The 15,046-nt window shown below is 70.5% G+C and carries 7 protein-coding genes, 1 tRNA gene and 5 pseudogenes; 7 read left to right on the top strand and 6 right to left on the bottom strand.

Annotated elements, in window-relative coordinates:
• Nucleotides 1-14: 14 nt before the first annotated feature.
• Both AB0I82_RS06745 and AB0I82_RS06740 read left to right on the top strand, forming a co-directional pair.
• A complete protein-coding gene (locus AB0I82_RS06745; RefSeq protein ID WP_363255972.1) occupies nucleotides 15-1,085 on the top strand; it encodes a sugar phosphate isomerase/epimerase in 1,071 nt (356 codons plus the stop codon).
• Between the two features lie 144 nt (nucleotides 1,086-1,229).
• On the top strand, nucleotides 1,230-1,613 hold the full coding sequence (locus AB0I82_RS06740; protein ID WP_363255971.1) for a chorismate mutase: 384 nt from the start codon (nucleotides 1,230-1,232) through the stop codon (nucleotides 1,611-1,613).
• A 43-nt stretch (nucleotides 1,614-1,656) separates the two neighbouring features.
• Here AB0I82_RS06740 and AB0I82_RS06735 read toward each other — a convergent pair whose 3' ends face one another.
• Both AB0I82_RS06735 and AB0I82_RS06730 read right to left on the bottom strand, forming a co-directional pair.
• The gene (locus AB0I82_RS06735) at nucleotides 1,657-2,235 is read right to left on the bottom strand and encodes a GNAT family N-acetyltransferase (RefSeq protein WP_363255970.1); all 579 of its coding nucleotides are present in this window, start codon (nucleotides 2,233-2,235) and stop codon (nucleotides 1,657-1,659) included.
• Between the two features lie 18 nt (nucleotides 2,236-2,253).
• Nucleotides 2,254-3,050, bottom strand: a pseudogene (locus AB0I82_RS06730) (MFS transporter).
• Nucleotides 3,051-3,236: 186 nt separating this feature from the next.
• Between AB0I82_RS06730 and AB0I82_RS06725 the strand changes: the two are divergent.
• The 4 genes and pseudogenes from AB0I82_RS06725 to AB0I82_RS06710 all read left to right on the top strand — a co-directional run.
• Nucleotides 3,237-3,731 (top strand): annotated as a pseudogene (locus tag AB0I82_RS06725) (succinate--CoA ligase subunit beta); the annotation flags it as partial.
• A 123-nt stretch (nucleotides 3,732-3,854) separates the two neighbouring features.
• Nucleotides 3,855-4,738, top strand: a pseudogene (gene sucD / locus AB0I82_RS06720) (succinate--CoA ligase subunit alpha).
• 99 nt (nucleotides 4,739-4,837) lie between these two features.
• Nucleotides 4,838-6,269: pseudogene (locus AB0I82_RS06715) on the top strand (aldehyde dehydrogenase family protein).
• Nucleotides 6,270-6,489: 220 nt separating this feature from the next.
• Nucleotides 6,490-6,574: transfer RNA gene (locus tag AB0I82_RS06710), tRNA-Leu, on the top strand.
• A 920-nt stretch (nucleotides 6,575-7,494) separates the two neighbouring features.
• On the opposite strand, the pseudogene AB0I82_RS06705 reads toward AB0I82_RS06710, so the two are convergent.
• Nucleotides 7,495-9,560 (bottom strand): annotated as a pseudogene (locus tag AB0I82_RS06705) (SpoIIE family protein phosphatase).
• 78 nt (nucleotides 9,561-9,638) lie between these two features.
• On the opposite strand from AB0I82_RS06705, the gene AB0I82_RS06700 reads away from it, so the two are divergent.
• Nucleotides 9,639-10,088 (top strand): hypothetical protein, encoded by a 450-nt coding sequence (locus AB0I82_RS06700; RefSeq protein ID WP_363256109.1) that lies wholly within the window; start codon nucleotides 9,639-9,641, stop codon nucleotides 10,086-10,088.
• A 144-nt stretch (nucleotides 10,089-10,232) separates the two neighbouring features.
• Here the strand turns inward: AB0I82_RS06700 and AB0I82_RS06695 are convergent, their stop codons facing one another.
• The 3 genes from AB0I82_RS06695 to AB0I82_RS06685 form a co-directional block, all read right to left on the bottom strand.
• Entirely contained in the window at nucleotides 10,233-11,285 is a 1,053-nt protein-coding gene (locus AB0I82_RS06695) for a LacI family DNA-binding transcriptional regulator (protein ID WP_363255969.1), read from the bottom strand.
• Between the two features lie 49 nt (nucleotides 11,286-11,334).
• Nucleotides 11,335-12,822 (bottom strand): rhamnulokinase family protein, encoded by a 1,488-nt coding sequence (locus AB0I82_RS06690; protein ID WP_363255968.1) that lies wholly within the window; start codon nucleotides 12,820-12,822, stop codon nucleotides 11,335-11,337.
• A gap of 117 nt (nucleotides 12,823-12,939) precedes the next feature.
• The gene (locus AB0I82_RS06685; protein WP_363255967.1) at nucleotides 12,940-14,985 is read right to left on the bottom strand and encodes a bifunctional aldolase/short-chain dehydrogenase; all 2,046 of its coding nucleotides are present in this window, start codon (nucleotides 14,983-14,985) and stop codon (nucleotides 12,940-12,942) included.
• Nucleotides 14,986-15,046 lie beyond the last annotated feature (61 nt).

The raw sequence follows: 15,046 nt of genomic DNA, 5'->3' as shown, positions 1-15,046 counted from the left end.
ACCTTGGAGCCGTAATGACCAGCGACGTTCCCAACCCGCGCACCTCCCGCAACCCCGAGCTTGCGCACCGGCTCGCCCGCCGCGGGTTCCTCGGCGTGGCCGCCGGCGCCGCGGCTGCCGCCGTCCTCGGCGCCCAGCCGGCCCAGGCCGCCCAGTCCGGCGCGCGCCCCGGGCCCGCCACGACCGACGGCCACCGCCCCGTCGTCCCGCCCGGCCGCCTCGGCATCCAGCTCTACACACTCCGCGACCAGACGTCCTCCGTCGGCTTCGCCAGAGTCTTCGAAGAGCTGGCCCGACACGGGTACGACGAGGTGGAGTTCGCCGGGTACACCCAGGGCTCGGCCGGTGCCATCACTCTGGCGCAGCTGAAGCGCCTCATGAAGGACAACGGCCTGCGCGGCATCGGCAGCCACGTCGGCTACTACTCGTCCGACCCCAAGGCGTACACCTTCGCCACCAACCTCACCAAGGTGCTCGACGACGCCCAGGCCCTCGGCCTGCCGTACGTGGGCACCGCCTCCGGGCCCGACCGCTATGGGAACACCGTCGACGGGTATAAGCGCGCGGCCGCGGACTTCAACGCCTACGGAGCGGCGGCCAAGGCCCGCGGCATGCACTTCTACCAGCACAATCACGCGGAAGAGTTCGCCTTCGCCACGGACAACCCGAAGGTGCGGCTCTACGACGTCCTCCTTGCCGAGACCGACCCCAGCCTCGTGCGCCTCGAAATGGACATCTACTGGGCGTACGTCGCCCAGTACCGCTTCTCGAAGCGGCCCGACGGCACGCCCGCGCCCTTCGAGCCGCTCGACTACGTCCTCGCCGACCCGGCCCGTTACCCGCTCTTCCACGTCAAGGACGGCGAGCACGACGAGGCGGCGCGCGACGGCTACCACATGGTGGACGTGGGCGACGGCGACATCGACTACCGGCACTTCCTCAGCCGCGTGGGCCGCCTGCCCAACCGCAAGTACCACAACTGGATCGTTGAACGAGACGACGCCGTGGACCCCGCCGCCAACCCCGCCGGCTCCCTCACCACAGCCCGCCGCTCCGCGTCCCACCTCCGCGACCTGCGGGGATAGCCGCGCCTCCGCCGGCGGACGGCCGGTTGCCGGCCGAGGCAACCACTCCGTGAGACGGCGGTTCCGTCCCTTACGTGCTCCTCGTCCGGGCCGGGTAGTGTGCCCCACGATCACGCACTACCCGACCCAGATTGGCGACACCACATGAGCGAGTGGACGCCCGCCGCGCCGACCACGGCCGGCGGAGAACCGCGCTCCGACGCGGCCTCCGTATCGGACGAGGCGGCGCGGGAGCGGCTGCTGTACCTGCGCGGCAGCATCGACAACCTCGACGCCGCCCTGGTGCACCTGCTCGCCGAGCGCTTCAAGTGCACGCAGCAGGTCGGCGAGCTCAAGGCGCGGCACAGCTTGCCGCCCGCCGATCCGGCCCGTGAGGCCACGCAGATCGCCCGGCTCCGTAGGCTCGCCGAGGACGCCAAACTCGATCCGGCATTCGCCGAGAAGTTCCTCAACTTCATCATCGAAGAGGTCGTCCGACACCACAAAGCGATCGCACAGAACGCGGGAGCGGAAGGGAACGGCGGCTGAGGCCGCCGCCACCGGGCACAGCCCTCACAGCTCCCGTATGCCCTCACAGCTCCCGTACGAAGGACACCCGGTCCAGGCCCGGACCGTCGTAGTCCGTCCAGACGCCCACGCCGTCCTCCGTGCGGTCGCCCGGCTCGATCCGGAAGCCCATGTGGGTGTGGTACGCGATGGAGTTGCGGTTCTCCGGGCTCGTGATGGCGCGGACGCGGGACCGCCCGTGGCCGCGGGCGACATCGAAGAAGCGCTGGTAGAGCGCCCTGCCCAGACCGCTGCGCTGCTCCTCCGGGTGCACGGCCACGAAGTGGATGTACGCCGTCTCTGGGTCGGTCTGGGACAGAAAGCCGATGAGGAACGCCCGTAGCGCCGCCCCCTCGGTCGGCTCGCCCTCCGGGTGCGCCGTGCCGGTCGCCTCCACCAGGAGGCTCGTCTCCGAGAAGTGCTGGAGGAACAGCCGCGGCAACAGCAGGCGGCGCTGCTGCGCCCCCGCCTCGCCGCCCTGACCGCCCCACCAATCGGTCAGCGCCCCCTGGAGCACCGCGTGGTCCGAGGGGCGCGGATACCGCACCGTGACGCCGGGCGGGAACGGCCCGGACGGCTCGAGGTCACAAGATCGTATGCTCATGCGGCGAGCGTACGGGGATCAGGCCGGCACCCCCGCCCGTTCCGCCGGACGCTTCAGGAACAGCGACAGACCGGCCGCCAGCAGCCCCACACAGCCCGCCGTGGCGTACGCCCCGTCGTAGCCCCACGCGGCCACCACAGCGGCGCCCAGGCCGCCGCCCAGCAGCCCGGAGACCAGCTTCGAGCTGTCGACACCCCCGCGGTGCACAGCAGGCACGCCCACATCAGGGGCAGTATCTTGGTACGGATGCCCTCTCGGGGCGTGAACTGGCCCGCCGCCGGCGGGTTCTTGCGCAGCGCCTGCGTCGTGCGCCCCGCACTGGGACGCGCGAACGGATCGATGTGCTCCGGCCACCAGTTCTTCGGCGGGTCCTTGGAGAAGAGGGAGATGAACGGCACCGCACCGTAAGCGAAGCCGCCGTTGACGAAACCCGTCTTGCCGCCCCGCCGCTCCGGCTACCACTTCCCGACCGTATTGATGCACGTCGCGTACACCAGACCGGAGCCGGTGTCACCGAGCACACCGAAGCCGACGATCGCCCACCACAGGGACGGCGCGTGCGCGAGGCTCACGAAGCCCAGCAGCGCCAGGCCCGAGCCGGCCGGCATCGCCGCCCGGCTGGTCAATACGCCCGTCTCGCGCAGCCGACCCGCCGGGAAGGCCACTGCCGCCTGGAAGAGGAACCACACGCTCAGCACCCAGAACGTGCCGGTGTGGCTCCAGTAGTGCGCCTTGGAGAGCGTCGATTCGGCGGCCCCGTAGGCGTACTCGAACACGCTGATGCCCTTCATGGCCACCCACGGCAGCAGCACCATGGTCCAGCGCGGACAGCCCAGGACCTCCCGGTCCGTGACGCCCACTCGGCGCTGAATAACAACGCGCGCTATCGGCAGGGGAGTTGTGGTGTGGGGCAGGAGTACGGGGAGGGGCACGGGGACGGGCAGACCGAGGGCGCGGCGGTCGAGGCCGCTCTCGGGGGCGGGGGCATTTCGGCGAACGCGCTCGAACGTGCAGCGGCTGCCAAGGGCCTGAACTACGTCAAGCTCGACGGCGAGGTCGGTGTCATCGGCAACGGCGTCGGACTGGCGATGTCCACACTCGACGTGGTCGCCGGCTGCGGCGCCCGCCCGGCGAACTTCCTCGACCTCGGCGGCGGCGCATCGGCCCAGGCCACGGCCGACGGACTGACGGGCGTACTGGCCGACCCGGCCGTGCGCTCGGTCCTGGTGAATGTCTTCGGTGGCATCGCCGCATGCGACGCGGTCGCGCACGGCATCGTCGCGCCCCTGGAGCACGTACGCCTACCCAAACCCCTGGTCGTACGCCTCGACGGCAACAACGCCGCACGCGGCCGAGCGGTGCTGGACGAGTACCCCGATCCGCTCCTGCACCGCGCGGACACAATGGACGCGGCTGCGAAGCATGTGGGGGAGCTGGCGAAGAGCGTCGGGGCTGAGGGCCTGCGTGCCCCCTGCATACCGAATCCCGTGTACTGACGCCCTCGTGCCGGCGACCTCGTACTGACGCCTCCATACAGACGCCTTCATACAGACGCCCGTCCAATGGCGCCCTCGTACCGAGGCTCCTCCCGTACTGACGCCCTCAGGAAGCGCGTACTCATGGCAATCTTTCTCACCAAGGACAGCAAGGTCATCGTCCAGGGCATGACCGGTGCCGAAGGCATGAAGTGCACCCGCCGGATGTCCGCTGCCGGCACCGAGATCGTGGGCGGCGTGAACCCGCACAAGGCCGGCCGCGTGGTGGAGCTCGACGACCGGGCCGTGCCCGTGTTCGGCACCGTGCGCGAAGCCGTTGACCGCACCGGCGCGGACGTGTCCGTGATCTTCGTACCGCCGCCGTTCGCCAAGGCAGCGGCCATCGAGGCCGCCGATGCGGGCATCGGCCTGACCGTACTCATCACCGAGGGCATACCCGTACATGACGCGGTCGCCTTCCACCACCACGCCCGCCGCGGCACCCGCGTCACCGGCCCGCACTGCTCCGGTCTGATCACGCCCGGCCAGTCGAACGCGGGCATCATCCCCGCCGACATCGCCCCGCAGCCCTGCCCCCTCGGCCTGGTGTCCAAGCCGGGCACGCTCACGTACCAGCTCATGCACGAACTCCGCGACACCGGCTTGTCGACCTCCGTCGGCGTCGGCGGCGACCCGGTGATCGGCACCAGCCGCATCGACTGCCTCACGGCCTTCGAGGCAGCCCCGACACCGAGCTGATCGTCCTCATCGGCGAGATCGGCGGTGATGCGGAAGAACGCGCGGCCGACTTCATCGCCGCCCAGTCACCAAGCCCGTCGCCGCCGCCTACACGCGGGCTTCACGGCCCCGAAGTCCAGACGATGGGCCACGCTGGCGCGATCGTCTCCGTCTCTTCCGGTACGGCAGCGGGCAAGCGCCGCACACTGACGGCGGCAGGCGTACGCGTCGGCACCACCCCCACCGAAACGGCACGCCTGGTACGCGAACAGTGGGAGGGCCCGCGATGACACCGACCCCCGCCTCGAACCCGACTCCGGCACCGTGTCCGTCGCCGGCCCCGTCCCGATCCCGTGACCGATCCTGAAGCCGACCCCGACCCCGGGATCGTGTCCGTCGTCGATCCCGACCCCGTCACCGGAACCGACCGGACCCCAGCCACCGAAACCGAAGTCGCGCCCGCACGGAGACCGACCCCCTTCCCCCTCCTCTCTCTAAAACCGGGCACAGCCTGGCCCGATGCCTGACCGCGGTCCCCGAGGCGTTCCACGACGACCGCGTACTGAACCTCTGGGCAGCCACCTGGCACGCGGACGGCACCCCACTCCCCGCGACCAGTCCCCTCGACAACACCACCCCATCGCAGCACCGCCCCGCCTGACCTCCGACACCGCGGCCCGGGCCGTACGCGCGGCTCTCGACCAGCACCGCGCCTGGCGCCACATATCGCTGCCCGATCGCAAGGCCCGCATCGCCGCCACCCTCGACGCCCTCGCCGCCCACCGGGAGCTGCTCGCGCTGCTCCCCTGCCCGGCCCGGTGAGCAACATCGCCGGCTGGAACTATCCGATGAGCGTGCTCGTTCACGCGATGCTGGTACAAGCACTGGCAGGCAATGCCGCGATCGGCAAGACCCCGACCGACGGCGATGTGGCCTGCCTCACCCTGGCTTGTGCATTGGCCCGCAGGGAGGGTGTGCCCCTCTCCCTCGTCAGCGGGTCCGGCAGCGAGCACTCGCCTGCCCGTCCGCTCGCCGGAGATCGGCTGCGTCTCCTTCGTGGGCGGCAAACGCCACATCCTGGAGCAGGAGGGCCTCAACACCTGGGGCCTGTGGAACTACACCGACTGGCCCGCCCTCGCCCCTCTCCTTTCCTCTCCAAGACCCTCGAGTACGCCAAGCAGCGCTGCACCGCCTATCCCCTCTTCGTCGTCCAGCGCTCCCCCTTCGCCGACTTCCTGGCCGCATATCTCCCGGCCATACGGAACGTCCGCTTCGGCCATCCCCTGGTGGTCGCCAACCCCACCGACCCGCTCCCGGCCCTCGACTACGGCCCGTTGATCAACGCCGCCAAAGCCAAGGAGCTCGCCGACCTCACCACCGAGGCCATCGCCCGCGGCGCCATACCCCTCCACCAGGGCTCTCTCGCCGAAGGCCGCTTCCTCCCGTCCCAGGACACCGCCGCCTACTTCCCCCGGACCACCTTCCTCGCCCCACCCCCGTCCTCACCCCTTCACCACGCCGAGCCCTTCGGTCCCGTCGACACGATCGCCCTGGTCGACGCAGAGGCGGAACTCCCGGCGGCAATGAACGCCTCCAACGGCGCCCCCGTCGCCACCCTCTCCACCGACGACCCGGCGACATACGCCCGCCTGGCCCCCCAGATCCGCGCCCTCAAGACCGGTCACAACCGCCCCCGCTCCCGAGGCGACCGCGCGGAACTCTTCCGGCGGCACCGCCACCTCCTGGCGCGGCGCCTCCATAGGCGGCGGCCTCCTCCTGCTCCACGCCGTAACCGAAGGCCCACCCACCCCCCTCACCTAGCCCCCATTCCACATCACACGCCCCACTCCCCATCACCATCCGTACCCCCACCCACCACCCCTCGTGACCAGCCCAAACCCCCGACCCCTTCCATCACCGCCGCACAGCCTCACCCATAACCCTCGCTTATGTCTCCCCGCATACGCATGTGAAACCCACTCCGAAACCTTGGTATTGTTGTCCATGTCGCCGCGGGCAAGCCCCGCAACGACAACACCTAGTCCGGGTGGCGGAATGGCAGACGCGCTAGCTTGAGGTGCTAGTGCCCTTTATCGGGCGTGGGGGTTCAAGTCCCCCCTCGGACACACTCACCCATGGAGCCCTGGTCGTTTGACCAGGGCTTTCGTGTTTTCTTGCCTCCTTGCCTGCCTGGAGCAGACTCAGGCTCCCTGCTCTGACCTGCGGCTTTGTGTGACTGTGGCGTGTGGGGGTGTGTGTCGGGTTCACATGGAGAACCAGCGGAGATTCTTCGAGTGCGGTGTGGAACCGGTGTAAGTGGGTCCTGAGGTGCTCACGAGGCTGTCACATGGCCTGGCCGGCTACCCGGAACAAGGCTGGCCTGTGCCTCCCCCGACCTACGCCTCTTGGCCCCCCTCGAAGCCCACTTCAGGCTGCTGTGACAGTTTGCGCTCGCGCACCCCCACTGGACCGGATTTCTCCTGTCTGCCCCGACTGCGCTCCACCGCTCGTACGCGCCTGCCCGACCGGACACCGTTCTGACGGCCGCCCCGGCCGCCGGGAAGAGCGGATCTCCGCGAGCAGGCTTGGTGCCTGCCGCCGATGATCGGCGCACACAGTAGTGTGACGAGCGCCTGACAGAGCCGAGCCGGCAAATCGGGGCTGGGGAGCGGACTGTTCCGAGCAGTTTGTTTGCGGCGCAGGCGGTGTTCGCGTTGGGCATGCGCGCGCATTCGCGGATGCAGTTCTGATGCCACTGGTGTGCTTCTGTCGGTGTTCGGTGCGGCTCTTTGGCGTTGGCGCATGTGCGGATCGTGGTGACTCCGGCTCAGCGGGGATCTGAGGGGCAACGGCCGCTGGAGGTGCTGTCCGGGTTGGGGAGGCTGTCAGCCTGATGGCCGCGGACTCGGTAAACCATTTCATCCGGGCAGCGCAGCACGCGGGCCGCGAAGCCCTGGGCGAGGCCCTGCCGGCCATGGCGGGCAAGCCGCTGCACACCCACGCCTGAGAGCGGGGCCCGCAGCGCCACGCGAACCGCGTGGCGCGATCAGCCGCGCGAAGGGATGTCCTGTTCGGTCCAGATGACCTTGCCGTTGGTGGTGTACCGGGTGCCCCAGCGTTGGGCGATCTGGGCGACGAGGAACAGGCCGCGGCCTCCCTCCTCGGTGGTGGCTGCGCGGCGCAGGTGGGGTGAGGTGATGCTGCCGTCGGAGACTTCGCAGATGAGACTGTTGGTGCGGAGTATGCGCAGCTGAATGGGGCCGGTGGCGTGACGAATGGCGTTGGTGATCAGCTCGCTGAGCATCAGCTCGGTGGCGAAGGCGAGCTCATCCAGGTGCCAGTCGCTCAGTTGCCGGGTGATGGCGGCTCGCATGGTGGAGACGACGGCCGGGTCGGAGGGCACGTCCCAGGACGCGACGTGTTCCGGGCCGAGCGTGCGGGTGCGGGCGACGAGCAGGGTGATGTCATCCTTCGACCGTGCGGGCAACAGGGCGTTCAGGACCACGTCGCAGGTATCCTCCGCCCGACGTCTGGGGGAGGCCAGCGCGTGGTGCAGCCGGTCGAGCCCGATGTCGATGTCGTCGCCGTGGTTCTCCAGCAGCCCGTCGGTGAAGAACACCAGCTGACTGTCCGAGGGCAGGTGCAGCTCGGCCGTTTCGAAGGGCATTCCGCCGAGGCCGAGCGGGGGGTCTGGGGGAAGTTCGGGGAAGGACACCTCGCCCTCGGGGGTGACGAGGGCGGGCGGCAGGTGGCCGGCGCGCGCCAGGGTGCACACGCCCGAGCTCGGATCGTAGACGGAGTACAGGCAGCTGGTACCGGTGATGCCCTGGCCGCCGTCTCCTGACGATGTGTCGGCGTCCGCGTCCAGCCGTACGACCAGGTCGTCGAGTTGGGCGAGGAGTTCGTCGGGGGGGCAGGTCCAGGGCGGAGAAGTTGTGGATCGCGGTGCGCAGGCGCCCCATCGTGGCCGCGGCCTGGATGCCGTGGCCGACGACATCGCCCACGACGAGTGCGACGCGGGCCCCGGACAGGGGGATGACGTCGAACCAGTCGCCTCCGACTCCGGCGTGGGAGGGGAGATAGCGGTAGGCGGCCTCGACGGCCTCCTGCGCGGGCAGACCGTGCGGGAGAAGGCTGCGCTGCAGGGCCACTGCCATCGTGTGTTCGCGGGTGTAGCGGCGGGCGTTGTCGATACACACGGCGGCGTGGGCGACGAGTTCCTCCGCCAGAGCGAGGTCGCCGCTCTCGAACGGTTCGGGGCTCTTCGAGCGGTAGAACGTGACTTGGCCCAGGACAGTGCCGGACGAACGGAGGGGGACTGTGATCAGCGAATGGATGCCCTGTTCCCGGAGAAGCTTCTCCCCGCGCCCCGGATCCTGTGCCGGCCAACCGGGCACTGCGGTGAGGTCCGGTTCGAGGATCGACTCTTTGGCCGCCAGGGAGCGTGCCTGGGGGGGAGCCGACGAAGCGGAATTCCGTCCCCACCGGAGTGAGGGGGCAGTCCGGCCGGATACTGCCGATGGCCGGGCGGCGGAGCTCCCCGCTCGTGTCGCCGTGCTCCTCCCAACGCAGGACCGACTTGAGCAGATCCACCGTGGCGAAGTCGGCAAGCTGCGGCACGGCCACCTCGGCCAGCTCCTCAGCGGTCCGTGCCACATCCAACGTGGTCCCGATGCGCACACCGGCCTCGCACAGCAGCTGCAGGCGCCGCCGCGTTCGGATGGCGATCTTCCCCACCGTGGGTTCGCCGAGGAGGATCAGCCGTTCCGCCTTGCTGCCGGGTGTTTCGTCGGCGACAGCAGGGCTTTCCCGATGCCGGCTCTCCCGGAGCTCATGCGCTCCGGTCGCCGGCAGAGAACGGGGAGTTTCCCGGACGGTGGCGGCCGGGACGGAGACACGGGGGCCCAGCGGGTGCGGGAGGTACGCCTCCACAGCGGCACCGCTGACCCCCGACGGCGTGGTCACCGGTCGGCAGCTCAGAGTGGCCACCTGACCAGTGGAAAGAGGGACCTCGCGGGCGGCGAGGACGCCCTGGGAGACCAGTTCGGCGGCCGTCTCCCGCAGGCGCTCCTGATCACGCCAGGGCAGTCCGCTTCCGACCGGCTGGTCCATGTCGGCGAGAGACGAGTCCATGGCCACCATGGCCCCCCGCGACCTGCGCCGTGCCCGCATGTACGTCTCGAACAAGGCGTGTTCGCGCTGCGACCCCATGTCCAGGGTGCCTTGCTCGACGGCGGCACCCGCTTCGCGAACGATGGCCTCCATCGTCGGATGCGCATCGGACGTCCAGCACGAGAGGTCGACGACGCCTTCGACGCGCCCGCTGAGCGGGTCGTGGACAGGAGTGGCGAAGCATGCGAACGACTGCAGGCGCTCGGCGAAGTGCTCCTGCCCATGGACGTTGCGGGGTTTTCCTTCGGCAAGCGGGGTGCCCATGCCATTGGTGCCCGCGACCCGTTCCGAGTACGTGAAGCCAGGGGCGAGCTGCACCGCGTCGAGGTGTCTGTCGAGGGCCCGTTCCCCAGCGCGCCGGTAGAGCACTCTCCCTTCCCCGTCCGTGAGGAGAATGCTCAGCCGGGTGTCCACCAGCATCGACTCCAGCCGTCCGAGCACGGGCACGGCCGCGCGGAAGAGACGTGACCCCAGATCCAGGTCGTCCACATAGGGAAGGTCGAATCGGTCCGGTCGCAGTCCGAGGTCCTTGCAGCGCTGCCAGGACCGCAGGATCGGCGTCCTGACACCGCCCTCGACAGGCTCGCCCGAAGTGAGGCGGTGGCTGCGCCGTCAGCGCCGGAAGAGGCTGGACTGTCGGACCACCAGCTCGGGTTGGAGGACGACCCGCTGGTGACAGTGGTCCGGCGCGGCCTGGCCGGTCTCCTCCAGCAGCAGTTCGGCGGCCATGTTGCCGAGCGCGGCGGCGGGTTGCCGGACGGAGGTGAGTGGTACAGCGGCGGCCGCGGCGAACTCGATGTCGTCGTATCCGACGATGGCCAGGTCCTCCGGTACGCGCACCCCTGCCGCGTACATGGCCTGCAGTACTCCGAGGGCGAGCAGGTCGTTGGCGCAGAAGACGGCGGTGGGGCGCTGCGCGAGCCCCAGCAGCCGGGCGCCGGCATCGCGCCCGGCCGCCACGTCCAGCTGCCCGGCGGGGAGCTCCAGCAGGGCTTCCGGCGGCAGTCCGGCCTCGGCGAGCGCGCGGTGCATGCCCTCGCGCCGGTCCTGGACCTGCCGCAGATGGGGCGGGCCGCTGACGTAGGCGAGGGTACGGTGGCCGGCCTGCGCGAGGTGGCGGCCGATGAGCGCGCCGCCGGCCACATCGTCGACCGACACCGAGCACTGCTCGGTCCCGGGCGCCACCCGGTCCACGAGGACGAAGGGGGTGCCCTGCCGCCGCAGCGTGTCCAGCGTGCGTCCGGTCGGGTCGGCCGGGGTCACCAGGACCCCGTTCACGCGCTGTTCGGCGAAGAGCGCCAGATACTCCGCCTCCTCGTCGGGGTTCTGCCCGCTGTTGCAGACCACGACGCCGAGCCCGGCCCGGCGCGCCGCGCGCTCCGCACCGCGGGCGAGGTCGACAAAGAAGGGATTGGCCATGTCCAGGACGAGCAGGGCCACGAGACGGCTGCTGCCGGCGCGCAGTTGGCGGGCGGACTCGCTGCGCACATAGCCCAGGCGCTCAATGGCGGCCTGCACTCGTGCGCGGGTCTCCTGCGAGACCCGCTCCGGCCGGTTGATCACATTGGAGACCGTCCCCACGGACACACCGGCCTCCCGCGCCACGTCCTTGATGCCGACCATGCGTTCCGCGTTCTCCGTCCTCTCTCCGAAGTGCCTGCTCATCGTTTGTTTCGGTGCCGAATGAAGACGATGGGGTGAGCGGCGGTGGAGTTCAGGCGAGGCCGATGCGGTCGGCGGCCGCGTCCCAGCGGCGCTGGTTTCCGCTCGGGACGTAGTGACGCAGCTGCTGGGTTTCCGCCACGAGCCGTCGCATCGTGGCGAGGTCTCCCACGAGCCCATGGGCGCGCGCCTGGACGAGGATGTTGCCGAGCGCGGTCGCCTCGGTGGGGCCGGCGATCACCGGCAGCCCGGTGGCGTCGGCGGTGAACTGGCACAGCAGGTCGTTCCTGCTGCCGCCGCCCACCAGGTGGACGTGGGTGATCTCCCGGCCGGCGAGTTCCGCGGCCCGGCGCAGGGTGGTGCGATGGGCCAGGGCGAGGCTCTCCAGAATGCATCGCACGATGGCGCCCTGGCTGTCGGGCACGGCCTGGCCGGTGCGGGCGCAGAAGTCGACGATGCGGGCAGGCATATCGCCGGGACTCAGGAACTCGGGGGAGTCCGGGTCCACCAGCGCCGCGAACGGCCGTGCCTGCGCGGCCTCCGCGAGGAGGGCGGGGAGGTCTGTCGGCAGGCCCCGGCCGTCCCAGGTCCGCCGGCACTCCTCCAGCAGCCACATGCCCATGATGTTGCGCAGGTAGCGGATGGTGCCGTCGACGCCGCGCTCGTTGGTGAAGTTCGCTGCCCGCGACGCCTCGGTGAGCACCGGCGCGTCCAGCTCCAGTCCGGCCAGGGACCAGGTCCCGCAGGAGATGTAGGCGAAGCCGCGCTCGGTGGCGGGCACGGCGGCCACTGCTGAAGCCGTGTCATGCGAGGCCACGGTGGTCACCGGGGTGTCGGCGGGCAGCCCGGTGTACTCGGCGACGTGCGGCAGAAGCGTGCCGGCCGGGTCGCCGGGGTGGCGCAGCGGCGGCAGCAGCCCCCGGTCGATGCCGAGGCGGGCCAGAAGGTCTTCGGACCAGACGCCGCTGCGGGCGTCGTACAGTCCGGTGGTGGAGGCGTTGGTGACCTCGGCGCCGATGCTGCCGGTGAGCCAGTGGGTGAGCAGGTCGGGAATGAGCAGCAGCGTACGCGCGGCCGTCAGCTCTGTGGTGTTCCGGGCGGCCGCGAGCTGGTAGACCGTGTTGAAGGGAAGGTGCTGAAGGCCCGTGATGCCGTACAGCTCCTGCGGCCCGATCTCCTTCCGGACCCGTTCGGCTGCGCCCTCGGTGCGACCGTCCCGGTAGTGGTACGGGTTGCCCAGCAGCAGGCCCTCGGCGTCCAGGAGTCCGTGGTCCACCGCCCAGGTGTCGATGCCGAGCGAGGTGATGCCTCCCGCTCGCCCGGCCTCCCGCAGACCTTCCAGGACGCCTTGGTGGAGCGCCAGGATGTCCCAGTGCAGGCCGTCGGGCAGCCGGACAGGGGTGTTGGCGAAGCGGTGCAGCTCGGTCAGGTCGAGGCGGTGCGGTCCGACCCGGCCGAGGATCACCCGCCCGCTGGTCGCACCGAGGTCCGCCGCGGCGAACGCGGAACGGTAGGCGGAGGACGGTGCGATGGTCGTCATGGGGAACCTCGGCAAGGGGGGCGGTGGTGCGGGGCGGCGGTGTGGAACGGGGCGTGACCTGCCCGCCGCCCCGTGGCGCGACGGATTTCGGGGCGGCGGGCAGGAGAGGGGACGGCGTCAGCGCAGGAAGGCCGCGGCGACGCCGGCGTCGACCGGGATGTGCAGCCCGGTGGTGTGGGTCAGGTCGCCTCCGGTGAGGGCGAAGACGGCGTTGGCCACGTGCTCGGGGAGCACCTCGCGCTTGAGGAGGGTGCGCTGGGCGTAGAACTCGCCGAGCTTCTCCTCCTCGATGCCGTACGTCGCCGCGCGCTGGGCGCCCCAGCCGCCGGCGAAGATGCCGGAGCCGCGCACCACGCCGTCGGGGTTGACGCCGTTGACGCGGATGCCGTGCTCGCCGAGCTCGGCGGCCAGGAGGCGGACCTGGTGGGCCTGGTCGGCCTTGGTGGCGGAGTAGGCGATGTTGTTCGGCCCGGCGAAGACGGCGTTCTTGGACGCGATGTAGACGATGTCGCCGCCCAGGCACTGGGCCTGCATGATGCGCGCGGCCTCGCGGGAGACGAGGAAGGAGCCGCGGGCCATGATGTCGTGCTGCAGGTCCCAGTCCTTCGCGGTGGTCTCCAGCAGCGGCTTGGAGATCGAGATACCCGCGTTGTTGACCACGAGGTCGACGCCGCCGAAGGCCAGTACCGCCTCCTTGAACGCCTCGGCGATCTGCTCCTCGGAGGTGACGTCCACGGTCGTTGCGACGGCCTTGTCGGGGCCGCCCAGTTCCTCGGCGACGGTGGCCGCGTTCTCGGCGTCGAGATCGGCGACGACCACGCACGCGCCCTCGGCCACCAGCCGGTGTGCGATGGCCTTGCCGATGCCGGACCCTGCGCCGGTGACCAGGGCGATCCGGGTGGCCAGCGGCTTCGGCTTCGGCATCCGCTGGAGCTTGGCCTCCTCCAGTGCCCAGTACTCGATGCGGAACTTCTCCGCTTCCTCGATGGGGGAGTAGGACGAGACGGCCTCGGCGCCGCGCATCACGTTGATGGCGTTGACGTAGAACTCACCGGCCACCCGGGCGGTCTGCTTGTCCTTGCCGTAGGAGAACATGCCCACGCCGGGGATGAGGACGATCGCCGGATCGGCGCCGCGCATCGCCGGGGAGTCCGCGGTGGCATGCCGTGCGTAGTAGGCGGCGTATTCCTCCCGGTACTCGGTGTGCAGCTCCTTCAGCCGGGTGACGGCCTCCTCCAGCGGAGCGGTCGCGGGCAGGTCGAGGACCAGCGGGCGGACCTTGGTACGGAGGAAGTGGTCCGGGCACGAGGTGCCGAGCGCGGCGAGACGCGGATGCTGGTCGTGGGCCAGGAAGTCCAGCACCACCTCGGAGTCGGTGAAGTGGCCGACCTGCGGCCGGTCCTGGGACGCGAGGGAACGGATCACCGGGGCCAGGGCGGCGGCGCGCTCCCGGCGCTCCGCCGCCGACAGCGCCCCGTATCCCTTCAGCGGCGCCCCGAACGGCTGCTCCTTGCCCCGCTCGGACAGGAAGGCCTCGGCGGTCCGGATGATGTGCAGCGAGTTCGCCTCGCACTCCTCGGAGGTGTCGCCCCAGGCGGTGATCCCGTGACCACCCAGGACGCAGCCGATCGCCTGCGGGTTGGCCTCCTTGACCGCCGCGATGTCCAGCCCGAGCTGGAAGCCGGGGCGGCGCCAGGGCACCCACACCACACTGTCGCCGAAGCACTCGGCGGTCAGCTTCTCACCATCGGCCGCGCAGGCCAGCGCGATACCGGAGTCGGGGTGCAGATGGTCGACGTGGGCGGCCTCCACCAAGCCGTGCATGGCGGTGTCGATGGACGGGGCAGCGCCGCCCTTGCCGTGCAGACAGTAGTCGAACGCCGGGACCATCTCGTCCTCGCGGTCCACGCCCGGGTAGACGTCCTTCAGGGCACGCAGCCGGTCCAGGCGCAGCACGGCCAGGCCCTGCTCGGTGAGCGTCCCCAGGTCTCCGCCGGAGCCCTTGACCCACATCAGCTCGACATCGCCGCCGGTGACCGGATCGGTGACGGTGCCCTGGGCCGAGGCGTTGCCGCCGGCGTAGTTGGTGTTGCGCGGGTCGGAGCCGAGCCGGTGCGAGCGCTCCAGCAGCGCGGCGACTTCGGGATGGGCGGCGGAGGCCATGGGATCTTCCTTCGGGACGAGGACTACGGCGTGCGGGATGTTTCGGGAACGGGCGAGGCGT

Source organism: Streptomyces sp. NPDC050315 (assembly GCF_040655775.1).
Classification (GTDB): domain Bacteria; phylum Actinomycetota; class Actinomycetes; order Streptomycetales; family Streptomycetaceae; genus Streptomyces.
Note: the sequence above shows the minus strand (reverse complement) of the source record. Positions and strands in the feature narration are given on the sequence as shown.